Source organism: Amaricoccus sp. W119 (genome assembly GCF_047275745.1).
In the GTDB taxonomy this organism is placed as follows: domain Bacteria; phylum Pseudomonadota; class Alphaproteobacteria; order Rhodobacterales; family Rhodobacteraceae; genus Amaricoccus.
In genome coordinates, this window is the sequence record NZ_JBKQWU010000049.1 from 1 (window position 1) to 25,093 (window position 25,093).

31 protein-coding genes are annotated in these 25,093 nt (G+C 68.5%); 17 read left to right on the forward strand and 14 right to left on the reverse strand.

The genetic code is table 11. The features are described 5' to 3' along the window. Nucleotides 1-85: 85 nt before the first annotated feature. A complete protein-coding gene (locus ACLJK8_RS17640; RefSeq protein WP_413151658.1) occupies nucleotides 86-406 on the reverse strand; it encodes a hypothetical protein in 321 nt (106 codons plus the stop codon). Between the two features lie 66 nt (nucleotides 407-472). On the opposite strand from ACLJK8_RS17640, the gene ACLJK8_RS17645 reads away from it, so the two are divergent. The 3 genes from ACLJK8_RS17645 (at nucleotide 473) to ACLJK8_RS17655 (ending at nucleotide 3,863) form a co-directional block, all read left to right on the forward strand. Then, nucleotides 473-856 (forward strand): DUF3768 domain-containing protein, encoded by a 384-nt coding sequence (locus tag ACLJK8_RS17645; RefSeq protein WP_413151659.1) that lies wholly within the window; start codon nucleotides 473-475, stop codon nucleotides 854-856. Nucleotides 857-1,035: 179 nt separating this feature from the next. Further along, entirely contained in the window at nucleotides 1,036-2,904 is a 1,869-nt protein-coding gene (locus ACLJK8_RS17650; protein WP_413151660.1) for a ParB/RepB/Spo0J family partition protein, read from the forward strand. A gap of 542 nt (nucleotides 2,905-3,446) precedes the next feature. Continuing rightward, complete coding sequence (locus ACLJK8_RS17655; RefSeq protein ID WP_413151661.1) at nucleotides 3,447-3,863, forward strand: hypothetical protein; 417 nt, start codon at nucleotides 3,447-3,449, stop codon at nucleotides 3,861-3,863. Nucleotides 3,864-3,912: 49 nt separating this feature from the next. Here the strand turns inward: ACLJK8_RS17655 and ACLJK8_RS17660 are convergent, their stop codons facing one another. Further along, the gene (locus ACLJK8_RS17660; RefSeq protein ID WP_413151662.1) at nucleotides 3,913-4,386 is read right to left on the reverse strand and encodes a MucR family transcriptional regulator; all 474 of its coding nucleotides are present in this window, start codon (nucleotides 4,384-4,386) and stop codon (nucleotides 3,913-3,915) included. A 289-nt stretch (nucleotides 4,387-4,675) separates the two neighbouring features. On the opposite strand from ACLJK8_RS17660, the gene ACLJK8_RS17665 reads away from it, so the two are divergent. Further along, nucleotides 4,676-4,858 carry a hypothetical protein gene (locus ACLJK8_RS17665; RefSeq protein ID WP_413151663.1) on the forward strand — a complete coding sequence of 61 codons (183 nt, stop codon included), beginning with the start codon at nucleotides 4,676-4,678 and terminating at the stop codon, nucleotides 4,856-4,858. A 139-nt stretch (nucleotides 4,859-4,997) separates the two neighbouring features. Here the strand turns inward: ACLJK8_RS17665 and ACLJK8_RS17670 are convergent, their stop codons facing one another. Together ACLJK8_RS17670 and ACLJK8_RS17675 are read right to left on the reverse strand one after the other, a co-directional pair. After that, nucleotides 4,998-5,318: a type II toxin-antitoxin system RelE/ParE family toxin gene (locus tag ACLJK8_RS17670; RefSeq protein ID WP_413151687.1), complete on the reverse strand. Its 321-nt coding sequence runs from the start codon at nucleotides 5,316-5,318 to the stop codon at nucleotides 4,998-5,000. Next, nucleotides 5,291-5,578 carry a ribbon-helix-helix protein, CopG family gene (locus ACLJK8_RS17675; RefSeq protein ID WP_413151664.1) on the reverse strand — a complete coding sequence of 96 codons (288 nt, stop codon included), beginning with the start codon at nucleotides 5,576-5,578 and terminating at the stop codon, nucleotides 5,291-5,293. The genes ACLJK8_RS17670 and ACLJK8_RS17675 overlap by 28 nt, the downstream gene beginning before the upstream one ends. A 463-nt stretch (nucleotides 5,579-6,041) precedes the next feature. Between ACLJK8_RS17675 and ACLJK8_RS17680 the strand changes: the two genes are divergently transcribed. Continuing rightward, nucleotides 6,042-6,929 carry an ArdC family protein gene (locus tag ACLJK8_RS17680; RefSeq protein ID WP_413151665.1) on the forward strand — a complete coding sequence of 296 codons (888 nt, stop codon included), beginning with the start codon at nucleotides 6,042-6,044 and terminating at the stop codon, nucleotides 6,927-6,929. A 478-nt stretch (nucleotides 6,930-7,407) separates the two neighbouring features. On the opposite strand, the gene ACLJK8_RS17685 is transcribed toward ACLJK8_RS17680, so the two are convergent. Both ACLJK8_RS17685 and ACLJK8_RS17690 read right to left on the reverse strand, forming a co-directional pair. Continuing rightward, complete coding sequence (locus ACLJK8_RS17685; protein ID WP_413151666.1) at nucleotides 7,408-7,980, reverse strand: hypothetical protein; 573 nt, start codon at nucleotides 7,978-7,980, stop codon at nucleotides 7,408-7,410. A gap of 16 nt (nucleotides 7,981-7,996) precedes the next feature. Further along, the gene (locus tag ACLJK8_RS17690; RefSeq protein ID WP_413151667.1) at nucleotides 7,997-8,689 is read right to left on the reverse strand and encodes an AAA family ATPase; all 693 of its coding nucleotides are present in this window, start codon (nucleotides 8,687-8,689) and stop codon (nucleotides 7,997-7,999) included. 582 nt (nucleotides 8,690-9,271) lie between these two features. Between ACLJK8_RS17690 and ACLJK8_RS17695 the strand changes: the two genes are divergently transcribed. From ACLJK8_RS17695 to ACLJK8_RS17715, 5 genes are all read left to right on the forward strand, one after another. Further along, nucleotides 9,272-9,727, forward strand: coding sequence for a DNA mobilization endonuclease VirD1/MobC family subunit (locus tag ACLJK8_RS17695; RefSeq protein WP_413151668.1), 456 nt, complete (start codon nucleotides 9,272-9,274; stop codon nucleotides 9,725-9,727). Then, nucleotides 9,724-11,442, forward strand: a complete 1,719-nt coding sequence (locus ACLJK8_RS17700) for a relaxase/mobilization nuclease domain-containing protein (RefSeq protein ID WP_413151669.1) — start codon at nucleotides 9,724-9,726, stop codon at nucleotides 11,440-11,442. The genes ACLJK8_RS17695 and ACLJK8_RS17700 overlap by 4 nt, the downstream gene beginning before the upstream one ends. Continuing rightward, nucleotides 11,442-13,415 (forward strand): type IV secretory system conjugative DNA transfer family protein, encoded by a 1,974-nt coding sequence (locus ACLJK8_RS17705; protein ID WP_413151670.1) that lies wholly within the window; start codon nucleotides 11,442-11,444, stop codon nucleotides 13,413-13,415. Before ACLJK8_RS17700 ends, ACLJK8_RS17705 begins: the two co-directional genes overlap by 1 nt. 388 nt (nucleotides 13,416-13,803) lie before the next feature. Next, a complete protein-coding gene (locus ACLJK8_RS17710; RefSeq protein ID WP_413151671.1) occupies nucleotides 13,804-14,184 on the forward strand; it encodes an MbcA/ParS/Xre antitoxin family protein in 381 nt (126 codons plus the stop codon). Further along, complete coding sequence (locus ACLJK8_RS17715; RefSeq protein WP_413151672.1) at nucleotides 14,144-14,917, forward strand: RES family NAD+ phosphorylase; 774 nt, start codon at nucleotides 14,144-14,146, stop codon at nucleotides 14,915-14,917. Before ACLJK8_RS17710 ends, ACLJK8_RS17715 begins: the two co-directional genes overlap by 41 nt. 64 nt (nucleotides 14,918-14,981) lie before the next feature. Here ACLJK8_RS17715 and ACLJK8_RS17720 read toward each other — a convergent pair whose 3' ends face one another. Beyond that, on the reverse strand, nucleotides 14,982-15,104 hold the full coding sequence (locus ACLJK8_RS17720) for a hypothetical protein (RefSeq protein ID WP_413151673.1): 123 nt from the start codon (nucleotides 15,102-15,104) through the stop codon (nucleotides 14,982-14,984). 144 nt (nucleotides 15,105-15,248) lie between these two features. Beyond that, entirely contained in the window at nucleotides 15,249-16,490 is a 1,242-nt protein-coding gene (locus ACLJK8_RS17725) for a calcium-binding protein (RefSeq protein ID WP_413151674.1), read from the reverse strand. A 434-nt stretch (nucleotides 16,491-16,924) separates the two neighbouring features. Between ACLJK8_RS17725 and ACLJK8_RS17730 the strand changes: the two genes are divergently transcribed. The 3 genes from ACLJK8_RS17730 (at nucleotide 16,925) to ACLJK8_RS17740 (ending at nucleotide 19,047) form a co-directional block, all read left to right on the forward strand. Continuing rightward, nucleotides 16,925-17,578, forward strand: a complete 654-nt coding sequence (locus ACLJK8_RS17730) for an SRPBCC family protein (protein WP_413151675.1) — start codon at nucleotides 16,925-16,927, stop codon at nucleotides 17,576-17,578. 7 nt (nucleotides 17,579-17,585) lie between these two features. Next, nucleotides 17,586-18,770 (forward strand): zinc-dependent alcohol dehydrogenase, encoded by a 1,185-nt coding sequence (locus tag ACLJK8_RS17735; RefSeq protein ID WP_413151676.1) that lies wholly within the window; start codon nucleotides 17,586-17,588, stop codon nucleotides 18,768-18,770. Nucleotides 18,771-18,882: 112 nt separating this feature from the next. Next, nucleotides 18,883-19,047: a hypothetical protein gene (locus ACLJK8_RS17740; protein ID WP_413151677.1), complete on the forward strand. Its 165-nt coding sequence runs from the start codon at nucleotides 18,883-18,885 to the stop codon at nucleotides 19,045-19,047. A gap of 94 nt (nucleotides 19,048-19,141) precedes the next feature. Here the strand turns inward: ACLJK8_RS17740 and ACLJK8_RS17745 are convergent, their stop codons facing one another. Continuing rightward, entirely contained in the window at nucleotides 19,142-19,312 is a 171-nt protein-coding gene (locus ACLJK8_RS17745) for a hypothetical protein (RefSeq protein ID WP_413151678.1), read from the reverse strand. 148 nt (nucleotides 19,313-19,460) lie between these two features. Here ACLJK8_RS17745 and ACLJK8_RS17750 point away from each other — a divergent pair, with 148 nt between their 5' ends. Continuing rightward, nucleotides 19,461-19,943, forward strand: coding sequence for a DUF2934 domain-containing protein (locus ACLJK8_RS17750; RefSeq protein ID WP_413151679.1), 483 nt, complete (start codon nucleotides 19,461-19,463; stop codon nucleotides 19,941-19,943). A 482-nt stretch (nucleotides 19,944-20,425) separates the two neighbouring features. Here ACLJK8_RS17750 and ACLJK8_RS17755 read toward each other — a convergent pair whose 3' ends face one another. From ACLJK8_RS17755 to ACLJK8_RS17775, 5 genes are all read right to left on the reverse strand, one after another. Further along, the gene (locus ACLJK8_RS17755; protein WP_413151680.1) at nucleotides 20,426-20,965 is read right to left on the reverse strand and encodes a superoxide dismutase family protein; all 540 of its coding nucleotides are present in this window, start codon (nucleotides 20,963-20,965) and stop codon (nucleotides 20,426-20,428) included. A 29-nt stretch (nucleotides 20,966-20,994) separates the two neighbouring features. Beyond that, on the reverse strand, nucleotides 20,995-21,300 hold the full coding sequence (locus ACLJK8_RS17760; RefSeq protein ID WP_413151681.1) for a plasmid stabilization protein: 306 nt from the start codon (nucleotides 21,298-21,300) through the stop codon (nucleotides 20,995-20,997). A gap of 69 nt (nucleotides 21,301-21,369) precedes the next feature. Then, nucleotides 21,370-21,654, reverse strand: a complete 285-nt coding sequence (locus ACLJK8_RS17765; protein WP_413151682.1) for a hypothetical protein — start codon at nucleotides 21,652-21,654, stop codon at nucleotides 21,370-21,372. Beyond that, on the reverse strand, nucleotides 21,630-22,502 hold the full coding sequence (locus ACLJK8_RS17770; RefSeq protein ID WP_413151683.1) for a DUF3618 domain-containing protein: 873 nt from the start codon (nucleotides 22,500-22,502) through the stop codon (nucleotides 21,630-21,632). The genes ACLJK8_RS17765 and ACLJK8_RS17770 overlap by 25 nt, the downstream gene beginning before the upstream one ends. Continuing rightward, on the reverse strand, nucleotides 22,502-22,885 hold the full coding sequence (locus ACLJK8_RS17775) for a phage holin family protein (protein WP_413151688.1): 384 nt from the start codon (nucleotides 22,883-22,885) through the stop codon (nucleotides 22,502-22,504). The genes ACLJK8_RS17770 and ACLJK8_RS17775 overlap by 1 nt, the downstream gene beginning before the upstream one ends. Nucleotides 22,886-22,914: 29 nt before the next feature. Here ACLJK8_RS17775 and ACLJK8_RS17780 point away from each other — a divergent pair, with 29 nt between their 5' ends. From ACLJK8_RS17780 to ACLJK8_RS17790, 3 genes are all read left to right on the forward strand, one after another. After that, complete coding sequence (locus tag ACLJK8_RS17780) at nucleotides 22,915-23,535, forward strand: hypothetical protein (protein ID WP_413151684.1); 621 nt, start codon at nucleotides 22,915-22,917, stop codon at nucleotides 23,533-23,535. Between the two features lie 285 nt (nucleotides 23,536-23,820). Then, nucleotides 23,821-24,057 carry a hypothetical protein gene (locus ACLJK8_RS17785; protein ID WP_413151685.1) on the forward strand — a complete coding sequence of 79 codons (237 nt, stop codon included), beginning with the start codon at nucleotides 23,821-23,823 and terminating at the stop codon, nucleotides 24,055-24,057. A 14-nt stretch (nucleotides 24,058-24,071) separates the two neighbouring features. Further along, complete coding sequence (locus ACLJK8_RS17790; RefSeq protein WP_413151686.1) at nucleotides 24,072-24,731, forward strand: DUF6766 family protein; 660 nt, start codon at nucleotides 24,072-24,074, stop codon at nucleotides 24,729-24,731. Nucleotides 24,732-25,093 lie beyond the last annotated feature (362 nt).

Sequence of the window (25,093 nt, forward strand, 5' to 3'; positions counted from 1 at the left end):
CCATCATAGGCTTGGTCATCGGGGGCATGCCTCGGTTCAGGTTGGCGGTTGCGACCCGACCCTACCGAGAAACCCGATGACCGCCTCAGCTACACCACCCCGCGGGACACGATCCGCGCAGCTCCGGCGTGCCTTCGCCGAGGTAGCGGCTTTTCATCTCGGTGCCGATGCGGAACTTGTCGTAGAGGTAGCTCCGTCCGTTCCGGGAACGTTCCTCTACGCTGCCAATCAGCTCCGAGGCGGTGTCGTCTAGGTGGAGCCGCAACAGATCCTGGTAAGCGACCTGCGCGGCGCGGGAGTGAGAGATGATCGTCATCAGGTCCTCATTGCTCTGCGCAGCAAGTAATATTTTGATGCACAACGCGCAAGCCTTCTCGTGTGCAGCAAAGAATTCGTGGCTGCGCACGCGCCGATCACCGTGGTCGCAGGAGCGCCCGTGTGAAGTTCGGTTTGACCGAACGAGCGACGTCCTTTGGACGACGCGCTCGACGTCGAACGCGGCGACGCCGCGTCCCGGGTGATCGCCGAGCAGAACGATCGCTTCCGGATGAGCTGGGGCGCCGACGGTACGGTGCCGGGCCGGATCGCGATGACCTCGGGCATCGCCGCGCTCGGCGCGGTGGCGATCCCGCGCCTCGTCGCGGCCGTCCGAGCCTTCGCGGAGTTCAGCGAGGATAATGATCCGTGGGGCCAGCGCGACTTCGGCATCGTTTCGGTGGAGCAGTGGGGCGAGACGATCCGGGTCTACTGGAAACTCGACCTCTACGACGCCGATTACACCTTCGGCTCGGACACGCCGGAGGATCCCGAACGGACGCGGCGGGTGCTGACGCTGTTGCTGCCGGAGGAATACTGAGATGGGCGCGGACTGGCTCGCCCTGCGCCGCCGCGAGGCCTGGGCGCTGATCGGCCGGGGCGATGTCTTCGGCATCGGCCGTCGTTTCCTGCTCCGCCACGGCGCGCTCTGACTTCCGGGCTCCGGACCGAACGGCCGGAGGCCGCTCCGAACAACCTTCCCGAACTGAAAGGCTCCCGATGAGCATCGAAGGCAAGATCACCGCCGTGATCGAAAGCATCCCGTTCGCCGATCTTTACGTGCATCCGATGAACCCGCGCGGCGCGGTCGACGAGGCCGGCCTCGCGACGCTCGCCGAGAACATCCGCGCGCTCGGGCTGATCCAGAACCTCGCCGGGCTGCGCGACGACGACGGCAAGGTCGGGATCGTCGCCGGCGGCCGCCGGCTGCGCGCGCTCGCACTGCTGCGCGAGGATCCGCGGTTCCGGGATGACCCCCGGTCCCGCGATGACCCGCGGTTCGAGATGGTGCCGGTGCGGATCGCGCCGGACGCGGCGACCGCGCGGGTCTGGGCCGCGAGCGAGAACCATCTGCGCGAGGCGCTGCACCCCGCCGACGAGATCCGCGACTACGCCGATCTCGCGGCGCGCGGCGCGGCGATCCCGGAAATCGCCATCGCCTTCGGCGTCGCCGACGCGCATGTCCGCCATCGCCTGAAGCTCGCGGCGCTGCCCGCGCCGGTGCTCGCCGCGCTGCGCGCCGACGAGATCAGCCTCGGCGCGGCGGCCTGCTTCACCATCTGCGACGACCTCGCCCACGCGCTCGGCGTGCTGGACCAGGCGCGCGGACGGAGCTTCGACGAGCACCGCCTGCGCCGGCTCCTGAAACCCGCCGCGATCCGCGCCGGCGACCGGCGCGCCCGCTTCGTCGGGCTCGACGCCTACCGCGCGGCGGGCGGGCGGATCAGCCATGACCTCTTCGCCGACGAAATCTATCTCGACGATCCCGATATCCTCGACACGTGCTTCGCGGAGAAGCTCGCCGAGGCGGCGGAGGGACTGCGCGCCGCCGAGGGCTGGAAATGGGTTCGCACCGTGTCGGAGCCCTATCTCGGCTACAACGAGATCGGTGCGCTCGGCACCGAACGGCTCTATCCGTTCGAGGGAGAACTGGGCGAGGCTGAGGCCCTGCGCCACGATGAACTGGCGGCGCTGGCCGAGATGGACGCGCTCGACGACGCGGGCGCGGCGGAGCTGGACCAGCTCGCCGCGATCCGTGAGGGCGGTTACACCGAGACCCAGACCCATCACGCGGGGATCATCGTCTGGGTCACGCATGACGACTCCCTCGCCGCCGCGCGCGGACTAGTGCTGCCACAGGATCAGCCCGCGGCGATCGAGGCCGGAATCCTGGCCGAACGGGAAGGGCGCGGCGAAGGCGAAACCGCGCGACAGAAATCGCCGATCTCCGCCGCCCTGGCCGAGGACCTCGCCCGGGTCGCGCGCGGCGCGCGCCAGCACGCGATGCTCGGCGCGCCGGACCTGCTGCTCGACCTGCTGGCCTTCGAGCTGTCGGGCCGGATCGGCCATGGTCATGCCTTCGGGCTGCGCGTGAGCGACGTGCCGAACCAGCCCGGTACCGCGACCGGTTTCGCGCTCGACCCGCGCCTGACCGAGCTCGCGCCGAGGCCGGAGAACCCGTGGGACTTCGACCGCGCCGCCGCGTTCCGCGCTTTCCGCTCCGAGGACGCCGAGCATCGGCGCGGAGAGCTGTCGCGGCACCTGACCGCGCTGCTGACCATCGACGATCGCGACCTCGCCGCGCTGATCGACGCGGAGGCGAAGACGGAGATCCGCGCGGTCTGGACCCCGACCGCCGAGAATTTTCTCGGCCGGGTGAGCGGCGCCACTCTCGAGGCGCTCTGGGCCGACCTGCTCGACCTTGCTCCCGAGCATCCGACGATGACCGCCTTCGCAAAGCTCCGGAAGGGCGAGAAGGCGGCACGGCTCGAGAGCCTGTTCGCCGACGAGGCGACCCGCGCGAGCCTCAAGCTCAGCAAGAAGCAGCGCGCGCGGATCGATGCCTGGCTGCCCGAGGGTATGGGCTGAGCGCAGCGCGGTGCCGGGAGTATCCCCGGCACCGCTTGTCACCTTGCGATGCTCGGTGAGGCGACGCGTGCCGAGCAGGGCGCGGCGGGAGGGGGCGAGGCGCGCGGAGACTTCCCATATCGGAGCGCGCCTCGCCTCCGGGGCGGCTGGTGCCGATCCGCCGCCACCGCCGGGCGGTGGGTCCTGCCAAGAAATGGCGCCGGCGGTTGACCCGGTCCGGCATCCATGGGAGTCGGGGCCGGGAGATCGCCGCCGACCATCGCCGGCGGATGCCGCGCCGGGCGCGGCTCTCCTCGTTCCCCCCGAAGCAACTCACGGAGTGGTATGCGATTTCCAGTTTTCAGGGCGTTGGCCGGGCAGGGCGCGTCATGAGGCCGAAGGTACTCTGGAGCCGCGCGGCGGACCTCTCGGGTGTCCGGGAGCGCGGTCGCGCCGCGCCCGGCGGGCGCGAGCTCGCAAGGAGCCCGAGCCGAGTCCCGCCTGCCGATGAAAAGACCCGCCGCGATGCCACCGGCGTCGTGGCGCCGACTATGAGACGATCGATGCCGACGACGCTTTCTCTGACCGTGACCGTCGATTGCGATCCGGGGACGGTGCTGGGCGGGCCGGACAAGGTCGCCGTGCTGGCGCTGTTCCTGGACGAGGACGGGTTCTGCCATCTCACGGCAAGCGACGAGCGCCACGGCGCGCTGCGCTATCCGGAGTCGGTGCGCTATTTCCGCGATCTGGTGTGGCGACAGGTGCTGCCGCGCGGCGTCGAGGTGAGCGCCGATCCCGAGAAGATCGACGCGCTCGCGCGAGCGCTCCGGCCCTGGCTCGCACGGGTGCACGCCGGGCATTCGATCGAGCCGCGCGACGGCGTCCTGATCGGACAGCTGACTCCTGACGCGGCGGAGGCGAGCCGGCGGGTCCAGCGCCTCCACGGCGCGGCCGACTGGATCGCCCGGGACCAGGGTTAGCGCCGGATCGCGCGCCACGGCGCGCGATCCGGTCGGGCCAGCACCCGGCTCAGGCGCTGGCGGCCTTGCGGCGGCCGCGCGGCTTGGCAGGGGGCGGCGGCGCGGGTTCCAGCTCCTTCGGCTTGCGACCGAGGCCGATGGCCTTGGCCAGTTCTTGGCGTCTGGCCGAGTAGCCCGGCGCGACCATGGGATAGTCCGACTTGAGCCCCCACCGCGCGCGAGATTCCTCTGGTGTCATTCCATAGGACGTCATCAGATGCCGCTTCAGCATCTTCAGCTTTTTGCCGTCCTCGAGACAGACGATGTAGTCGTCCGTCACCGAGCGCCGGATCGGCACCGCCGGCACCAGCGCTTCCGGAATCGCCTGCTCGTCGCTGGCGAGTTCGGACAACTTGGCGAAGACGCCGCCGATCAGCTCGGTCAGCGCGGGGGTCTCGATCGCGTTGTTGCCGGCATAGGCGACGACGATCTCCGACGCGAGTGCGAGAATCTCGCCCCGTTCGAGGCTGGGCTGCGCGTCCATGTAGGGATCCTGTTTGGAGTTTGTGTGCCATCCCTACGTCCATTCGGCGCGGGCCGCAATTTCTTCGGAAGCCGCGTCGGCCAATAGGCTAGGATGAGTGAATTGATGGCTCACGAGATTGATCGAGAGGGGCGCGGATCGTTGGAACGGCGAGGGTCAATTCCGGCCCCGTGGCGGAGCGGACCCGCGCCGTTCCCGTTCTGACACACGATCCCTATATAGCCGCTGCGAGGCGAGGGGGGTGACGATGCAAGCGTATTTGTTCAGGGGACATTCGGGGACCTACGCGGTGTCCGCCGACGCGGGCGGCGCGCGGTTGCCGGCGATGCTCGGACCTTGGGTGCGGTGGAAGGAAGCCGCGATCGACGATGCGGGCTTTGGCCGCATCAGCCTCGCGGCCGACGAAGTCGGAGCTCTGCGTCGGGCCGGCTACGTCCTGCTTCCGAACGGGCTGGTGATCGACGACACCTGAGCGCGACGTCCGGTCTGGTTGGGCTCGGGTCAGCCGGCGCTTTCAGTGGGTGATCGTCGCCACCGACTGGGCGGTCAGGTCGCAGGTTCAGGCCTCGCCGTGTCAAGGGTCGCACCATTGGCGTGGCCGCCCCGAAAAACTACACCTGAAACGCGCCGCGCGTTGCCATGGCGGCGTGATCGCGCGCGCCGTGGATGACCCGGACCACGACGACTTCGAACTCCCGGACGATGTAGTAGACCGCGTACTTGCCATGCGGGAGCATGCGCAATCCCTCAGCCAGCTGAGGGCGCGCGGGACCCGAGTAGGGGGCGTGGCGAAGCTGCTCGAGGTGGGCTCCGAGCGAACCAACGAAATGGCTGGCGGTCTCCTCGGACGCCCCCGAAGCGATGTAGGACCAGATATCGGCGAGGTCGCTTTCGGCGCTCTCGGTCAGGCGGAGCGCGTACGGCCGGCTAATAGCTGCTTCCCCCGCTCGATGATACGCGCGGGGTCGAAACCCTCCACGCGCCCGGCCGCGACATCCTCCAGGCCCCGGTCTATATCGGCCTTCAGGGCCGCCAGCTCCTGCAGCTGAAGCAGCCGCTTCAGGCGCCAGTCGCGCACCGCCTCGCGCACGGCCTCGCTCGTCGAGGCATAGTCCCCCTCGGCGACCGCCGCGCGGAGCACGGCGGCCAGATCGGCGGGCAGCGTAACCGTCAGGCGTTCGATCTCGGCCAATCTCATCTCCCTTTGGCTGTTCCTACTTTATCATACTTATGATGATCGCTGCCAGTGGCGGATGTTGCCCGTCGCGTCGCCAAAGGAGCCCGCCGGATCGGCGGGCGCGCTTCGAGCGGACGGGGCAGGGGATCGACGGGCCTTTGGCCCGCTCACCCCCGCCCCGACACCATTTCCATTTCCTGATCCGCCCAGCATCCGGGCATGCGCGCGTCAACCGGCGAGCGCCGGCCGTCGGCCGTCGGCTGCGCCGCCCCCCGTGTCCTCGGCGTGCCGCCTGCGGGCCGCGCCAGGGGCGGCTCCGCCCGATTGACCCACGCCCGCCCGGCCGCGGGTCGGGCCACGCCCTCCCCGCTCCGCTCCCGGGAAATGCATGGACGCATTTCCGGTCACCGACCGAGGAGGCGCCGCCCATCGGCGGAGCGGGAAAGCCCGGACCGCCCAATCTGGAAGGACGACGACAATGGCGGGCAAGTTCGACGCGCAACAGTGGGTGACGGATCGGATCGTGGCGGCGATCGAGGCGGGCACGCCGCCCTGGCGCCAGCCCTGGACCGGGACCGCGCGCGGGGCGGTCTTTCCATACCGGGCGTGTGGCGAGGCTTATCGCGGCATCAACGTGATCCTGCTCTGGCTCGAGGCCTGGGAGAAGGGCTACGCCTCGCGCTTCTGGTTCACCTATCGTCAGGCCCAGGCGCTCGGCGGTCAGGTGCGCAAGGGCGAGAAATCCGCGAGCGTGATCAAGTTCGGCACGTTTGAGAAGGCCGGGACCGCCGAGGAGGACGATCGGCGCGCGATCCCGTTCACGAAGCTCTACGCCGTCTTCAACGCCGACCAGATCGACGGGCTTCCGGAGGTGTACCATCGCCACCCGGAGGCGCCGCGCGATCTCGGCACCGAGCCCGATCGCGCGCTGGAGGCCTTCTTCGCCGCGACGGGCGCGGTGATCGTGTCGAGCTCCGACCCGCGCGCCTACTACGACTTCAAGGCCGACCGCATCCACATGCCGCCGATCAGGACCTTCCATGCGATGGCCGGCTACTACGCGACGCTGGCGCATGAGGCGACGCATTGGACGGGGCATGCGAGCCGTCTGGATCGGCTCGCCAAATTCGCCGACCGCGACGCCTATGCCTTCGAGGAGCTCGTCGCCGAGCTCGGCAACGTCATGCTCTGCGCGCGGCTCGGCCTGACCCCGGATTTCGGGCAGAGCGCGGCCTATGTCGAAAGCTGGCTCAGCGCGCTGAGAAACGACAAGCGGCTGATCTTCCGCGCCGCCGCCGAAGCCCAGAAGGCGGTCGATTTCCTGCTCGAGGCCGGAGGGGGAGTCGCGCAACGGAGCGCCGCCTGAGGCGGCCGCCCCGCCGGTGAAAGGCCCCGCGCCGCGGCGCCCGAGCGCTGGCCGTCGGGGCGCGGCGTCAACCAGCGAGCGGGGGGCTCGATCTCCGGACCCCCGCCCGAAGCAGTCGGCCCCGATGTTACGATCCGCCGCGCCAGATGTTCGAAGGTACCGGTCGCGCAAGCGCGCCCGGAGAGTGAACCACGCGGCACATCGCGCCGATAGAGCGCCGCGCCGATCACGAGCGCGGTGGCAAGGCCACGCCGCGTCACGAGCCTTTCCGCCGCGAGCGCGATTCTGGCGCGCGCGCCATCCTGCCTGATCACGTTTGAAACCCCCGATCCCGATCGGAGGATCGCGTCGGGGGATGGTCAATCAAGCACCGGCGGGATTCATGATTACCGCGCGGCCTGTCGCCCCGGGCGACAGGCCCAATCGCGTCGTCGTCGGCGACCGACCGCGCCGGAGGGCTGCCGGTCCCGGCGGCCCGTTAGGCGCGCTGGAGGTAGTCTGACAACGCGCTGACGGCGATGCGTTGCGCGATGAAGCCGTCGGCGCGGCGATCGTAGGGATCGATCCGAGCGCGGACATCGGCGACGAGCGCGTCGGCGAAACGCCGGGTCGTGCCGAACGACGCGCCGGCGGTGAGATAATCCGGTTTGTTCAGGAGCCGGCTTTCGGGGCCGTAGTTCGCGACCCAGGCGTCGAGCGCGGATTTCAGGATCATGCCCATCGCGTCGGCTTCGCCGTAGGCCTCGATTAGCTTGGCGAACTCGCTGCCCAGGGCCGCGACCGGGACCGGCACGCGGAACTTGTAGACCTTGCGCGCCGTCGCGCTCTCGGCCCCCGCCGCATCGACGCGCGGCGGCGACGTAGTCGGCGCGGGAGGTGACATCGGTGCCGTCGGCACTGGAGCCGGCGGAAGAACCGACGCATCCGGGCGAGCGGGCTCGAGAGGCGCGGGAGCGGTCGCGTCGGGGCTCTCGGGCAGCTCGGCCTTAGCCCGGGGATCGTTCAGCTTCGAGCGCAGGCTCGCGTAGCTCGGCGGCTGGATCAGTTTCACGATCGGGGCTCCCCTCTCAGACCAGCTCGAGCAACTCGTGCGTGACGTCGCGCGCCTCGCCGACGGCGGCCATCATGTGGTTCGCGAGCAGCCGCTTCGAGGGCGAGGCGGCGAGGATCGCGTGGTAGCCGAGCAGCGGCCCGGTGATCTTGAGATCGGCGAAGGCGGCGCGCTCGGTCAGATACCGCTCGAACCGAGGGAGCGGGCTCACCGCTTCGAGGTTGGCTTGCTCGGTGCTCTTGAGCCGGCTCTGCGGGAACCGCGTGAACAGCAGTCGGGTCGGGATCGGCCGATCCATGTTCCGCGCCACTCTCTCGGTGATGAACTCGATGGTTGCGATCGCCTCGTCGAGATCGAGGACGGTCAGCGCCGTGGGGATCACGACGAGATGGGAATTCGCGATCAGGAGAGTGTTCAGGTCGGATCCGCCGCCCGCCGTATCGACGAGGACGAAGGCGCAGCCGGCGCGCTCGGCTGCGTCGATCGCGGCCTGCGCTTCCTCGAGCGTGCCGCAGGCGGCGAGCAGGCAGCGATCGCTCCAGGTGCGGATCGCCTCGGCGTTCTCCTTCCAGCGCTCGAGCGGCGCGTTTTCGTCGGCTTCGATCAGCGCGATGCGATGGCCCTCGGCGACGAGGATCGAGGCGATCGCCATCAGCGCGGTGGTCTTGCCCGCGCCGCCTTTGAACGAGACGAACGAGATCAGTTTCATGAGGCACTCCGGTCTTGGCATTCCCGGCGGTTGTATCATCCGATCGCACGGCGACAAGGCTACGTGGCTACAAAAAGCCATGGAGGCACAGCGTCGGGGCCACGGGCCCGCGAAGTCGTTGCGCGCAACGACTGCCTGGCGACGCGGCGAAATGCCCCCGACGCGATGCGAACCCACGGCCTCGAAACGCTCGCGCCACGGCGCCGCGATCCTCATCCACCGCGCGACGTCGATGCCTCCGAGCGCCGACACGACACCACAGCGCGCACGCATGGCGGTAGTACGACCACGCCGCGCTGGATCGCCACGTCGCCGCCGCGTCGACCCTCGACCGCGCCGCTATCATGCTGATTCACATCATGACTCTCCCGCCGTCGAGCCCCTCGACCGCGACTCGGCGTGGTTCCGCCGGTGCGATGGATACTCGCTTGAAGAGTAGGATTCGGTAGGGTTAAGCACGAGGCAGGATATATTCAAACGTGGTCTTTTCTCGCCGTGCCCATCGACACGCCTCCCCCCACCGAGCCTCATGACGCCGCGTCGGACGTCGCCGCCGACGCTCCTGGCTGGCAGAAGCGCCGGATGATCCGGGGCCGTTGGCGGGATCCGGAGGCCGCGCGGAAGACGCCCCGGGTCGACAAGACCGTCACCGTGCGCCTTACCGAGGCCGAGCTCGCCGAGCTCGACGCGCGGCTCGCGGAGCTGGGCATCAAGCGCAACCGCGCGTTCCGGATCGCGGCGCGGCGGATCGGCGGCTTTCTCGAGGTCGACGCGGCGACGATCGCCGAGCTCAAGGCGCTCAATCGCCAGCTCGCGGGCATCGCCACCAACGTCAACCAGATCGCGCACGCGGCGAACCGGACGCACGATCCGGACTATCGCGCCTTCCTCGCCGAGCGCGCCGAGCTTGGCCGGGCCCTGATCGAGGTGCGTGGCGCGCTCCAGCGCATCCTCGATCTCGGCGCGCGGCGCGAGGACGGGCTCGCGCGATTGCGTGTGGCGGCGGGGCAGGGTGGCGACAGGGAGCCAAGGGAATGAGCGTGGTTCCGTCGGTTCCCGACCTGCTGCGGCGTGGCGCCGAGGCACCGGCGCATCTGTCGCCAGTCGACGCGGTGATGGGCGAGGACTGGGCCCGGCTTCGGCTCGGGCGCGGCGGCGCGGCCCGCGAGGCGCAAGGCATGGGCCTGCTCGGGACGAAGCGGCGGCGCGGGGCGATCGCCGGCGCGTTGGCGCCGAGCCCGCAGGCGCTGGTCAAGCTGATCGGAACCGGCGGCGCGAAGAACGCGCGCGGCCTCCAGGCGCAGATGGCCTATCTCAGCCGGACCGGCGGCGTACCGCTGCGCTCCTCGGAGAGCACCTTCGGCGTGGAGATCTCCGCCGCCGAGGCGAGCCTGCTCACCTCCGACTGGGGGCTTCCCGAGACCGATCGCGGCGGTTCGGACCGCACGTCGCATTTCGTGGTCAGCTTTCCGCGCGACACCGATCCCGAGGCGGCGGAGCGGGCGGGGCGCGCCTGGGCGGCCGAACTCTTTGACACTGGCGCGCACGGCGATCGCTGGGACTATTACACCGCGTTTCACACCGACACCGACTTTCCGCACATTCACGTGGTCGTCTCGCGCCGCGGTCTCGACGAAGGATCCTGGCTCAAGATCTCGGCGCGCGGCGCGATCAGCTTCGACCGGCTGCGCGAGGTCCAGGTCGAGGTCGCGGCGCGCGAGGGGATCGCGCTCACCGGCACCTCGCGCCTGTCGCGCGGCGTGCATGCGCGCCCGGTGCCCGATGGCGAGCACCGCCGCGCCAGATCCGAGGGCCGCGATCCCGTCGCCCCGGCTCACAGCGCCGCCTCGGCGATCGCCGCGGCGGCCGAGATCCTCGCCCATACCCGCGCCTATCAGGCCGCCGCCGCGAGCCTCGGCGACGCGGTCGCGGACCGCGCCGCGCGGCTCGTGGCGGCGGCGGCGACCATTCTCGAGGGGCACGCGCTGACGGCCGAGCGCGATGCCCGCACTGACTTGACGACAAAGGAGGCCCTCGCGATGACGCGAACGATCGAGGCGAAACAGGACGAGGCGCGGGAGAATTTCCTGCGTCTCGACGAGACGGTCCGGGATCTCCCGGACGCGGCGACGAGGAGCGAGTTCATCCGGCGCATCGCCGGGCTGAAGGCCGAGGCGGCGCCGCTCCTGCGCGAGGATTATCGCTTGCAGCGCTACGCTTCCGATGCCGTTCATCCAGACTATCGCGGCTTCGCGCCTGATCCGCGCGATCCGGCGGCGATGGCCGCGCGTGCCGAGGCGGACGAGAAGGTCGCACGGCTCGCCGAGCGGTTTGGTCTCGATCCGGCGGCCAGCGTTGGGCGCTACGCGTCCGAGACGGTGTCGCTCGGATTGGGCCAGGACTATCGCTTCCAGGAGATCAACGAGCGGTTGGAACGGCGCGCGGCGCTCGGTCAGCCAGATGAGCGCCCGGAAGAGACCAACAACCAGATCCTCGCCTTCCACGCCGAGGCTCGGGCGATCTACCGCGACGCGGCGGAACGCGCGCGCGATCGTGCCGGGGAGGCGACGCGGGATCCCGCGGTGACCGAGCGCGAGCTGGGGGCCAGCGCCACGCGGCGCCGCGACGACCCGACCGAGGCGCGGGGCGGCGCCACGTCGATCGAGACACCGTCGACGTCGCGCGAAGGTCCCGCGGAGCCACCGACGCGGCCAGTCCGGTCGCGCGATGAAGACGATGGGAGGAGCCGGTGATGGAGAAGCGCGGACAGGACGTTCTGCTCGGCTCGACGCTCGGCTTGATGGTCGGGGCATTGCCGGGCCTGCTCGCCGCAGGCGCCTACGTCACCTGGCGGCTCGGTGGCGATCTTGGGCAGATCGGGCTCTCGACCTTCACCGATCTGCTTCCCGAAACGGCCGCGCTCGCTGCCTGGCCGTTCCAGACCGGCGCGCTGCTCGGTCTCGGCGTCGCCGTCTCGTCCGCCTTCGCCGGGGTGGCACTGTTCTGGCGCGAGGAGCTGTCGAGTCACGGCACAGCCCGTTGGGCGGAACGGCGCGAGCTTCGGCGCGCGGGTCTGCTCGCCCGGCGCGTGCGCGAGGCGCGGGGTCCGATCTGGGGCAAGCTCGGCACGCCCCGGTCCTGGGCGCCCTACCTCAGTTCCTCCGCGATCGTGCATTCTCTGGTCGCGGCGCCGACCGGGGCGGGGAAGGGGGTCGGTATCGTCATCCCCACGCTGCTGACCTACGTCGGCTCGACCGTCGTCCTGGACGTGAAGGGCGAGAACTACGCCAAGACGGCGCGGCGCCGACAGCGGATGGGCGATCGGGTGTTCAAGTTCGCGCCCTACGCCAAGGACCGGCGGTCGCATCGCTACAACCCCTTCGACGAGGTCGCGGCCGCGCCGGAGCGGCGACGCTTCGCCGAGGCGCTCAGGCTAGCCAACAGCCTGATCGAGGCCAAGGGCAAGGGCACGGAATCCTGGGTCGATGGCGCGCGCGAAATCTTCGCCGCGACCGCCGTGGTCGCGCATGAGCGCGGCACGCCGACCATCGCCGCGGTCTACGACCTGCTGACCCAGGCCGGGCCGACCACGGAGCTGCTCGAGCGCCTCGGCGCCGAGACCGGGTCGGGCGAGGCGCGGTCGATCTTCAACCGGTTCGCCAGCCAGCCCGAGAAGGTGCTCGGCAGCTATGTCTCGGTGATGTTCGACGGCGGTCTTCGGCTCTGGGCCGATCCGGACGTGCGCGACGCGACCAGCGCCAGCGATTTCCGGATCGAGACCTTTCGCGCCGATCCGGCGAGCGTTTATCTCTGCGTCGGGCAAAAGGACCTCGGCGTGCTCTCGCCGCTGATCCGGCTCATGTTCCAGCAGATGTTCATGCTGCTGCAGGAGACCGACAAGACGGAGAAGGATCGCTTCGACGTGCTCTTCCTTCTCGACGAGTTCGCCTCGCTGGGGAAGATGGAGGAGATGGGCCGCGCGATCACCACGGTGCGCTCTTCCGGCGCGCACCTGATGCTGATCGTCCAGTCGCTCGCCAACCTGCGCGAGACCTACGGCGCCGACGGGGCCGCGAACTTCATGGGCAACTGCGAGCTGCAGCTCTTCATGGCGCCGACCGACATGGACACGCCGCGCTACGTCTCCGAGGCGATCGGCGACCAGACCCGGCGCGCTCGCGTGAAATCCTGGCGCCAGCGCGGCTGGGACGCCGCGACGATCCAGGAGCGCAACGAAGGCGCGCGCCTGATCCGCCCCGAGCAGATCCGGCTGCTTGGTCCCGAGGCCGCCGTCGCGCTGATCCGCGACCAGAACCCGGTTCGGCTTGGCAAGGTCAAATACTACGAGGACCGCGCGCTCAAACGGATCTTCGCGGAACAAGACCGGGTGAGCCTGGCGGAACCGCCCGAGATGGCGGCGACACCGCTGCCCGGCGAAGCGGCGGCCCGCGTCGCCAAGGGTTCGGACGGCGGCGCGGGCAAGGAGCCGCCCCCGAGCCCGGCCGCGCTGGTCACGACGCCGGTGCCACCGGCCCCTCCCACGCCGGCCGTCGTCGTACCCGACGAGCCGAGCGTGCCAACGGACGACGCCGGGGGTGACGAGGCGGCGACCGAGCGCAAGCTCGACAGGCTGGTGTCGGACCAGCGCGGGATCGCCTCGGAGATGGCGGATCTGATCAGTCAGGCGCGCCGGAATCTGCGTTCGAACTACGCGCCGGATGCGTGACGCATCGGAGAGCGCCGTGGTGGTTTCGACGCGGATGAATTCCGGCTAGGATAGGCTACTGACACCATCCGGGACTTGGCCATCCGGAGCTTTCCGGCTCCGGGCGGCCGTTTTCCAGAAGCCGTGAGGCCGCCACGCCTCCTCGAGCGGCGACGCGCTGCGCTCGAATGCATATTCGGGCTGCTCGCCGACAATCCAAAAATGGATTCGCGGCGGTTGCCTGACTTCTCGGTGCGTTGGACCTCGCCGTTCCGTAAGGCCGCGAGGGGCGGGGAAGATCCACGTCGCTCCGACCAGCTGGTGGGCTTGTTGGGCTCGACGTCGGGGAGATGAACCCTTTCCTCAGGAATTTTGGTTCTATATGGTTCATTCAGGAAAGGAGGCTGAGATGTTGAATGCACGCCATCCCAAGGCCGCGTCGGTTCGGGGAGCGATCCTGACCAAGGCCGTCGTACGCGCGAGTGAGCGCCTGGAGATCTCCGGCCGCCTCCTAGCCGAGGTGCTCGGCGTTTCAGAGGCGCAGATCTCACGCTTCAAGAGCGGAGAAGCGGCGCTGAGCGATCACGGCAAGCCGTTCGAACTCGCGGCGCTTCTGGTGCGCGGCTATCGTTCGTTGGACGCGATTACCGACGGTGACGAACGCGTCGCGCGCGCCTGGCTCGCCGCGCCAAACAGCGCGCTCGGCGCGCGCCCAGCCGACCGAATTGCCTCCGCCCAGGGACTCGTGGATGTCGTCGCGTATCTGGACGCCCGACGCGCTCCGCTCTGAAGCGCGGCCGTTTCAAGGCAGCGCCTGGCGGCTCGTCGAAGCGCAGCATCGCGTTTCCACCCTCAAGGTCGTCGACAGCCTCGGAGAGCAGGAGGTACTCGAAAGCATCCTGGACGAGACGAAGCCGCCGGTGCCGGTCGAGTGCCGTCATCTCGATTATCTGCTGTCGACGCCGTTTCGCTATCGACCCTATCCGCACGGCTCGAGGTTCAGACGGGCCGGGATCACGCCGGGGGTCTGGTACGGCGCGGAGCAGCCGGAGACGGCGGTGGCCGAGATGGTCTTCTATCGGTTCCTGTTCTACGCCGAGAGCCCCGAGACGCCATTTCCGGACGACGCGGCCGAATACACCGCCTTCTCGGCCGATCTGGAAACGGGCGCGGCGCTCGACCTGCCCAGCGGAGCACTGGCCGAGAGCGCCCAGTCGTGGACGCATCTTACCGACTATGAGCCGTGCCAGGCCCTGGCTGACTCGGCGCGCGAGATCGGCGTGGAGATCATCCGATACACCTCGGTCCGGGACCCGGCGAGCGGAGCCAACCTGGCGGTGCTCACATGCCGCGCGTTTGACAACGCCGCACCGGCCGAGCGGCAGTCGTGGCGCATCCGCGTCGGCCAGACCGGTGCGCAGGCTATCCGCGAACACCCGCGATTGGGCATCGAGTTTCCCGCCGGGTCGTTCGAGGCGGACCAGCGGCTCGCGGCGATGGTGTGGGATCGGCCGAAGGCGTGAACATGGCGAGCGGTGAGATCGCATCCGATCCGTGACCAAGGTGTGAACAAAGCTCCAAGCAGCATTAACCGCGGTAGATCGCGGTCGCCTCGATGGAAAGGAGCAGGCCCATGGGCAGTTCCACGATCGGCGCCAGGTCGGTGGCCGCGGTGACACCGACGCCCGCGCCTTCCGGTGCCGGCCGCACCGGCGCGACCGGGCAGCCTGCTATCTGCCTAGTCGCACCGGAGTTGGTGATAAAGGCAGCGGGCTGCGTCTGGGCCGCGTCCCAGCCTCTCCGTGAAGCGTGCGGCCGACGCCAGCGGGCTGGCGCCGGCCGCGTGGCCTATCGTCACATCACGAAGATGTCGTCCAGCAGCGTGGCGAGGTTGGTGACACGCTGAACGGTCAGGACGTCGCCGCCGCCGAAGTCGAAGACGGCGTTGCCTCCGGCGATCCGCCCGTAGTCGTCGATCACGTCCTGGGCGGTGGTTCCGGCCGGGAGCGCGTTCGTGAGCCAGATGGCATCCTCGTTCGCGAAGTCGGTGATCTGGTCCGAGCCTGCGTTGTAGATGAAGCGATCCCCACCGGTCCCGCCGGTCAGGATGTCGCCGCCGGTGCCGCCATCGAGCACATCGGTCCCCTCGTTGCCGCGCAGGATGTCGTTCCCGGCACCGCCCAAAAGCTGATCGTCGTCGAAACCGCCCTCGAGCGTATCTACCCCGTTGCCACCGTTCAGCAGGTCGTCGCCCAGGCCCCCGATCAGGCGGTCGTTGCCACCTTCGCCGAAGAGCCGGTCATTGCCGTTGTCGCCATTCAGCCCGTCGTTGCCGTTGCCGCCGTAGAGGCCGTCGTTGCGCTCGCCCCCGGAAAGGGAATCATTTCCTTCCCCGCCGAAGAGTTGGTCGTTGCTGTCGCCCCCGGAGAGCGTGTCGTTGCCGATCCCGCCGGTCAGTCGATCCTCCCGCAGGCCACCCGAGATGCTGTCGTCGCCGGCGCCGCCGTCGATGACATCGTTGTCGCCGTCGCCGGAAATCGTGTCGTTGCCTTCGCCGCCGTTGATCGAGTCGAGGCCGTCGCCGCCCCGCAGAACGTCGTTTCCGGTGCCGCCGTCGATGCGATCGTTGCCGCCGCCGCCGTTGATGATGTCGTTGTTGCCCTCACCTGTCATGATGTTGTTGAAGGCATCGCCGTTAAAGGTGTTGACGGCCGCGTTGCCGAGATACGGGTTGGGAAACACCTCGTAGGGATCGCTGTCGATGGTGACGAGCATCGCGACCGTCGCGAGCGGCCCCGGCTGGCCATCGGGGAAATGGAAATAGGTCTGTCCTCCCGCTTGGAACACCACGACATCGACCGCCGCGCCCGTCGGAATGATGATGCCGGCGACGCGAATTCCCGCCTGGACCGTGCCGCTGCCGACATAGGCCAGGGCATTGCCATTGAAGGTGCTGATACCGTTGTCGGCGGTGCTCAGTATGCCTTCGTTATCGGCGAGCGTGCCCGTAGTAGGAGCGGTGAATGTCGAAAGGAGCAAGGTATTCTGGCCGGATAAAAGATCAGGAGCCAGCAGAGGTCCGGTGTAACGGCGCACGCCAATGCTAGAACTGGGCATCTCGCATCCCTTCCCATAGGCATTTATATTTTATGATGATTAGTGCTTTGAGGAGATCGACTCTAAGTAAGCAATTAATCCGTACCATGCACTCGTATAACGTGTCAATCTGGCAGTTGACGGTTCTGTGATCGGAAAATGGGAAACGGATGTCACCTTTGGCCGTTCCAAGGCAACCGAGGCGGAAGCCGGTTGTTCCCACCACGCGGCAATATCGAGATCGCGCCTGTCCGCGGGAGCCCCGACGTCGATCGTCGGCGCCATCGGGCGGCTGCCTCGGGCCGCTTAGGGCATGGCTGCCAGGGCGCGAGCGAGCGGCCCGTCCGTCAGCGGCGGCGGCGCAGGAACCAAGCGCGGCGGGGGTGGTTCTCTTGCTGTCGAGCGCCAGCGGCGCGGGATCAGGGATTACCGGAATGTACCGTTATCAGACTCGTCCGCCCTCGCGGGGCGCGGTGGGTATCGGCTGGGGCACGGTCGGCCTCGGCCTCGCTCTCGGGATGGCGGGGGTCGCGCTTCTCGAGCGCCGAGCGCGCAACGAGGTCGCGCACCGGCCGGCCGACAGCGCGCCGGGGCGGACGGCGCGGCGGATCGGCTTCGGGCGCTACGCCGTGACCGGGCGCACGGTGACGATCAATCGCCCGCGCGACGAGCTCTACGCCTACTGGCGCGACTTCGCCAACCTGCCGCGCTTCATGGAGAACGTGCGGGAGGTCGCCGTCGAGGGCGACCGGGCGCGCTGGACCATCGCGGCGCCGGCTGGCCGCGAGGTCCATGTGGAGACGCGCATCGTTCAGGATCGCCCCGGCGAGTTCATCGCCTGGCGGTCGACCGAGGCTTCCGACGTCGACGCCGAGGGCAAGATCACCTTCCGCGACGCGCCGGCGGGCCGGGGTACCGAGGTCGAGGCGATCGTCGCCTATGTGCCGCCGGCCGGCGAGATCGGCCGCTGGATCGCCACGCTGTTCCAGCGCGAGCCCGGCGTACAGGGCCGCCGCGAGCTCAAGCGCTTCAAGATGCTGATGGAGACCGGCGAGATCGCCACTTCTTCCAACCACCGGACCACGTGAGGTTCCCATGCGCGCAGTCACCTGGCAGGGCCGACACGACGTCCGCGTCGAGACCGTTCCCGATCCCGAGATCATGAATCCCCGCGACGCGATCATCGAGGTCACCTCCACCGCGATTTGCGGATCGGACCTGCACCTTTACGACGGCGTCATCCCGGGCATGAAGCCCGGCGATATCGTCGGGCACGAATTCATGGGCCGCGTGGTCGAAACCGGGCCGGACAGCACGCTGACCAAGGGTCAGCGGGTCGTGGTCCCGTTCACGATCTCCTGCGGCAAGTGCTTCTTCTGCGAAAAGAAACTCTACTCCGCCTGCGACAATTCCAATCCGGTCGAAACCCAGGACGCGAGCGAGCTGCTCTACGGCCATGCGATGGCCGGGCTGTTCGGCTATTCGCACCTGACCGGTGGCTACCCGGGCGGACAGGCCGAATACGTGCGGGTGCCGTTCTCGGATATCGGCCCGATCGTCATCCCCGACGGGCTCGACGACGACCAGGTGCTGTTCCTGTCCGATATCCTGCCGACGGGCTGGATGGCGGCCGAGAACGCCGGCATCGAGGAGGGTGACACGGTCGCGGTCTGGGGCTGCGGCCCGGTCGGGCTCTTCGCCGTGCAGAGCGCGTTGTTGATGGGCGCCGGCAAGGTGATCGCCATCGACGAATATCCGAACCGGCTGGCACTCGCCCGCGGCCTCGGCGCCGAGGTGATCGACTTCAAGCGGACCCACGTGCTGGACGCGCTGATGGAGATGTCCGGCGGTCATGGCCCCGATGCGGTGATCGACGCGGTCGGAATGGAGAGCCACGGCTTCGCACCCGATACCATCCTCGACAACGTCAAGCAGAGGATCGGGGTCGGGGCGGACAGCGCGCACGCGCTGCGCGAGGCGATCCTCGCGGTGCGCAAGGGCGGGCGCATCTCGGTGCCGGGCGTCTATGGCGGCATGCTCGACAAGTTCCCGCTCGGCGCGATGATGGAAAAGGGCGTGCAGATCCGTACGGGTCAGACGCATGTCCAGCGCTATTCTCAGGACCTGTTGCGCAGGATAGGCGAAGGGGAGATCGACACCACCTTCCTCATCTCGCACCGCCTGCCGCTGGAAGAGGCCGCGCGCGGCTACGAGAACTTTCGCTACAATCAGGATGCCTGGACAAAGGTGGTTCTGAAGGCCGGGACCGAGCGGGCGTGACGGGCGCCTCGGCTTGCGACGGCGTCCTCGCGCGCATCCCCTGATCCGGCGTTGATCCAATAAGCCCCTCCGTGGCGCAGGCAGCGCCACTCCCCTGCGAGCTGGAGAAACCATGGTCACTTCCAATAATCCAGGACCGAAGCGCAAAGGTCGCGCCGGCGTTATCGTCGTGGCGATCGTGATCCTTCTGGCAATCGTCGTTTTCGTTGGCATGAACCTCCAGCATGCGCGGGAACTCGAGCAGAACCCGACACCTGGCACCACCCAGACAAACTGAGGGCGGGGAGCTGACCTCGAACGCGACAAGCATACCGACGGTCGCGTGCGCGGAGCCTGGGGGCCGCGAGACGTTGGGATACGGTCCCGCGCCGCTATTCCGTGTTTTCCCTCGCCTCGCCGGGCCGCCGCTTGAGATCATCCACCTGCTTGGCGGGATTCTGGATATCGAACTCTTCGGGGCGGTGTTTCGAACTGGGCTGATCGACTTGCGCGTTGCGGCGTTTGGGCTGGTAGTCTTCGGAGCGAGGTGGGGTCTTCGTCATCACAATCTCCATTTGGGTACGCCCCCTCGCGCGGACAGACACGACTTGTGGCCCCATTCCCATGCAAGCAGCGCCGCGGCGGTGGCGGTTTACCAAATTTTGGGAGCATCGGGCCTTTTCCATGGGGGTGTTGGAAGGGAACCGTCTCGTGGCCGAGGTGTTCCTTTCGGCGGAACTTTCTGCACGATTGCGTCGAAGGCTCCGGATAACCGACCCGCACGCGCGGCTCGCCGAGCCGCCAATTCGCGGCTTGGACAACGTACGAAGGAGGGCCCAACCGATGAAGAAGCCAGCAGACAACCTCGATCAGGATGAGATCGCCCGAGTCGCAGAGGCGATCTGGGAAGCGGAGGGACGCCCGGAGGGACGTGACCACGACCACTGGATGCAAGCGCGGCGCCTGCTGGAGGAGGGCCGCGCCGAAACTGAGTTTCCCAAGGCCGTCGCCGGGATCGACGACGCCCATGCCGCGCGCCCGGTCCAGCCCGGCTTCGAGGACGTGCCTCCGGGGATGGTGCCGGGAATGAAGGAAGGCGCCGCGGAGGATCTCAGGGAAGAGCCCGGTGGCCGGTTTGCGAAGCAGATCGCGGAACTGCCTGACGAGACCCCGGAAGCTCCGCGAAGAAAGTGATCCCTTTGGGGATCGAGCGGCAGGCGGATCGAGCCAATCGTCTTTGGATGCGACGGCGGGCCAGTTGCGACACACAGGTACTGGCCAGCGAGGAGGGGAGGCCGGCATTGGCGCGGAATTCGCTGGCCCCATTCGCTCATGAGGGCCAGCTTATGCCTCTACACGGTTGGCCAGCACGCCAGCCAGCCGCGAGGGCCGAGCATGATGCTGAAGGTCCCGATCAGCGGCTGGACGGGCCTACTTTTCGACCCCGCCGTGGCTTCGCCCCGACGGCTCTTCTGATCCTCATGGACGACTGTTGATGATCCGCCTGGCCATAGCGAGCCCCCGATCCAAACGGGCTTGTGCGCCGGTCTCGATCGGCTTGGTCCTTGCCGGCTGTGTGGGATCTTATGCGACGCGAGCGCGAGGCTCGCGGACCGTCGAACCATTCGTCCTTGAGGTCATGGACGGCGTTGGATAATCCCGCCATCGATGCGCTGTCATTCGAGGACCGCGCAGGCGAGGCGATCGCCAGCGCCGCCGGCTGGCTGGGTCTCGTAGTCGTCGGGTTGCGCGTGGATGATCAGCGCCCGCCCGCGGATGTCCGCGGGTCCGCCGTCAAGCGTCATCGTGCCACTGAAGATCTGGGCTCGAAGCTCCCCCTCGCGGTCGACATATTGGTTCGGCAGATCTCCCGCGTGCGGGCCACCCTCGACAAGATATCCGTGCGGCGCGTCGGACGGGTTGAAATGACTCCCCGCGCTCTCATGGCCGTGAGCGGGATCGCATTGCCCGGCTTCGTGCACATGCGTGGCGACGAAGCGTCCGGGCGGCAGGCCGCGGATGTCGAGCTCGATCAGCACGCCGATCGGCACGGCCGTCACGGTGCCGGTGCCATTCGGCACACCTTCGGCATCCTGGAAATTCGCTGTTGCGACGACCTTATCCTGAGCGACCGCCGCCCAGCCTGACAGGATCGATATCGCGAGCGCGGCGGTCGCGCGCGTCGAGATCGACGCGATGGATGACCTTCTAATCATAGCCGTTCCTTCCCCGAGGGTTGCGTACTCTACGAATGATCGTGCTCGGCCCGTGTCTTGGCCGCCTTCCGCGCGGAAGCGGACCGCTCCGCCTTGGGCCGGGCCGCCGAGGCCGCTCCGCCCTTGCGACCGCCCTTCTCGGCCGCCTCGTGCGTATCCGGCTTGCCGCGTCCGGATCCGGATTTGTTGCCTCCACCTGACTCCTTATTCACCGTCGCCCAAGCGCGGCGCTCGGCTTCCTTCTCGGAGACCCCGCGGGATTCGTAGCTTTCCTCGATATGTTCGGCCTTGCGCTTCTGCTTGTCGGTGTAAGCGTCCTTGTCTCCACGGGGCACGTTTCATCCTCCTTCCAATTCCTCCGCCCCTGGAGGCGGAGGAAGTCGGCCGACACGACCGGTTGCGATTCAGTCGTCGGGGTGCGGGAACCTGTCATCTCGGCGCGTCCGTGAAACCGTCCGATCGCCCTCTTCCTCCACCACGGATCGTCCTGGCGCGCTCACCGGCGCCAGCGCGCCTTCGATCACCGCGGTGCGCTGGATCCCGCCTTCCTCATGCGCCGCGCCGCGCAAGCGCGCGCTGGCGTCCCGGGCGTGGTCGGCGAGGTCGTCGGCGGTCTCGGCGAGCTTTTCGCCGGCATCGGCGGCGACTTGCTTCGCCTCGCCGGCTACCGCGCCCGCGACCGCCGCCACCTTCCGACCTTCGGACCGGATCGTGGCTCTGGCCGCGGCCTTGAGGCGGTCGGCTTCCGCGCCCAACAAGGCGTCCTCGGTCCGAGTACGCGGCAGAGCGCCACCGATCGCCGCGCNCCTTCGGACCGGATCGTGGCTCTGGCCGCGGCCTTGAGGCGGTCGGCTTCCGCGCCCAACAAGGCGTCCTCGGTCCGAGTACGCGGCAGAGCGCCACCGATCGCCGCGCCGAGCGCCAGCGCCAGCGCGCCGACGACCAGCGGCTGTTCCTCCGCGAGAGCGCCAAACCCTTGGCGGATTTCGCGCCCGTGCGCGCCGCTCCAGCCGGCCGCCGCCCGGACCTGCGACAGGCCCGCGTCGAGGCCGTCGCGCGTGACCTCGGCCGCGGCGCCCGCGATGCCGCGCGCCATACCGGCCGCGCCGCTCGCCATGCCCCCGGCGACTCCCAGCGCCTGGCCGCCCGCGTCCCGCGCATGCGCGACCGTGTCGCGGACACCCCCGACCGCTTCGGCGGCGGTATGCGAGACCCGATCTGCAAGGCCGCCCATATCCGGGCGCGGACCGGGCGCGGGCCGGGTGTCGGGCGCGGTTCTTTCGCTCGAGCTTGCCATTAGCCAGGTAAGGCCGATGCCGGTCAGGAGCAGGGGGAGGGGGTTCTCGCGTATCGCGCGGCCGAGGCCGCCGGTTATCTCGCCGCCATGCGAGGAGATCGCCTTCGCGATCTCATCGACGAGTCCCTCGGCCGACACCTTTGCACGGAGTGCGTCGATCGTCTCCGACACACGCTCGCGGTCCCGATCGATCTCCCGCTCGATCGTTCGCGGATCACGCTCTTTCACGTCGCTCGCCATCAGATCTTCTCCTTCGCCATGGCCGCGTCCCGCGTGACCGCTTTCGCGGTCCGACGCGGGGCGAGCTCGCTTGCCTTGAGATCGCCGAGTCCTTTCCGCGCGAGCAAGAGTCCGAGGATAAGCAACACGCCGCCCACGATCAGCGCCGCCCAGCCGGCGTCGAGCCCCGCGCGCTCGAACGCACGCACCGCCGCCGCCGCGAGCACATTGAGCGCGACGGTCCCCAGCACCGCTCCGACGACGACCACTCCGATCGCCGCCGTGGCCTGCCTCCGCTTCTCGGTGACCTCGGCGCGAAGGAGCTCGATCTCCTTGCGAAAAAGCTCGGACACCTGACCGACGAGATCGGACAGGAGCGTCGTCGCGCCTCGTTCATCGGGCAGGTTCGTCTCTGGACCTCCTCCGTTTCGGTTTGGGCTCCCGACGCGGGTCGCGGCGCCGAGGCCTGCGCGAACCGCGCGAGCGCGAAGCCGGCGAGCGCCGCGCCGCCGAAGAGGGCGGCCGGATTCCGGCGGCCAAACGCCGTCAGATCGGAAGCGAGCCCCGCCATCGAATTGCCACGCAGCGCCTCCGACAGCGCGTCGAGCCCGCGCGCGGCGCCGCGGAAGAGATCGCCCTGCACCGATCGCGGTCCGAACCGCTCGGCGGCGGATTCGAGCGCGGCGGCGGTCTCGCCGACCTGGCTCGCCAGCCCTTGCTTCGCGGCTTCCGCCTGGTCCATCGCCCGATCCTTCGTTTCCTCGAAATCGCTTCCCAAATCGGCGCCGATCTCGCCGATCACGCGTCGGGTGGCCTCGACCGCGTCATCCATTCCTTTGCGCGCCGGCTCGCGCGCGTCCGGGCTTTTGTGGTCAACCATGATTCCCTCCCTGCTCGTGCGCTTCGTGCGCTCTTCTGTACGAACAAGCTGGAAGGTCGCTTGTTCCGCGACGCAGGACAGCGAGTGGATCGTCGACGGGCGATCTGTCTCGAAAGGGTCGAGATGTCCGGATCTCGTGACGCCGCGCCGACCTGGTCGGGGACGACGTCATGATGGCGGACCTCTCGGACGATGCGCGATGAGGGTTTCCAGCAAGCCGGTGTCGCGGCGCGAAGCCCAGGTGGGACGTGGTCTTCAATTTCCTCATGATCGCGCTTGCGACTTGTCCGGCATGAATCGTCAGCAAGCGGTGGAAATGAAACAGCGGGACGGTTTGTCCCGGCGAGCCGCTCATGGGCGCCGCGCGTGAACCTTTCGCGCGCGGCGCGGTTTGCATCGGGATGGCTAGGGTAGGCTCCGCCCGCCACGGTTTCGCCCCTTGCATCGGAGGGATCCCGCATGAACGAGGATATGATCGAGGGGCGGCTGCTCGCGCACCGTCGCGTCCTTCAACTGCTGATAGCGGAGCTCGCCACGCTGCCCTCAGCCGGCCAGCTGCTGGACCGCCTGCGGGAGCGCGGCGCCCTTCAGGATGGCCAGGAGGACCCCGGGGCGGTCGAGGCGCCGGGCATGGGGATCGAACTCGCCGCCGCCGAGGAATATCGGCGACTGGTTGAGGGCGTGCGCGCGCCGTGACAAGGGATCGCGGAGTGCGGGATCTTCCGAGCCGGTTCAGAGCACCCCGCCGTTTCCTGCGCGACAACGGATTGAGTCTCGTTCTCGTGGCCCTGTTCGCGGTCTCGATCGCAGGGATGATCCTGACGGGGCAGGCTGACTTGAATGTCGAGCGCGCCCGGCTCGGCGAGCCGCCGGTCGGGGTGACCGCTTATCTTGGCACCGGAGACTTTCTCTCAGCGCTGTTCGAGAACTGGGAAAGCGAGTTCCTGCAGATGAGCATCTATGTCGTGCTGACGGCGGTGCTCTTCCAGCGCGGCTCCTCGGAGTCGCGCGACCCGGATGCTTCCGACCGGCCCGATGACACGGCGCCCTGGCGCGGCCATCCCTTCTCGGGCTGGATATACGAGCATTCGCTGGGGCTCGCGCTCGTGTTGCTGTTTCTGGCGTCGTTTCTGCTCCACTGGTGGTTCAGCATGAGCGCCGCGAACGCGGAAGCGGTACGCGTCGGGGCGCCACCACTGAGCCTCGCGGAGTATCTGCTCGAGCCCAAGCTCTGGTTCGAATCGTTCCAGAACTGGCAGTCCGAGTTCCTGTCCACCGCCGTGCTGGTTGTGCTGTCAATCTTCCTTCGTCAGAAGGGGTCACCCGAGTCCAAGCCCGTCGGTGCGCAGAACGCGAAGACTGGTGGCTGATTTCTCCACCCCGACCACGAAACCGGTTGATTGGGGACGGTCGGTCGCGATCGTTGACGACGTGTCCGGCTCGGCCCCACCCCAAAGTCAGCCCGCGTGCTGAATTACTGGACAAGCGGCGGCGCCGCGTTTGGTCCGAACGACCCGGAAAGGACTGAGGCCCCGACGCGCGCAAGTCCTGGCTCGACCAAAGCCCGTCATCAAAGGGCTGATTGACGCCGGACCGATTTAGTCCTGACGCGTCCCCTAGTGTACCGGGGCACGGATTTGAGACAGCGCTTTGCGCCGGTTACGCCGCCAGTTTGACCGTGGCGGCTTCGGTTTCAAGGCCGAGTTGCGCGGCCCGGATCTGATCGGGCGTC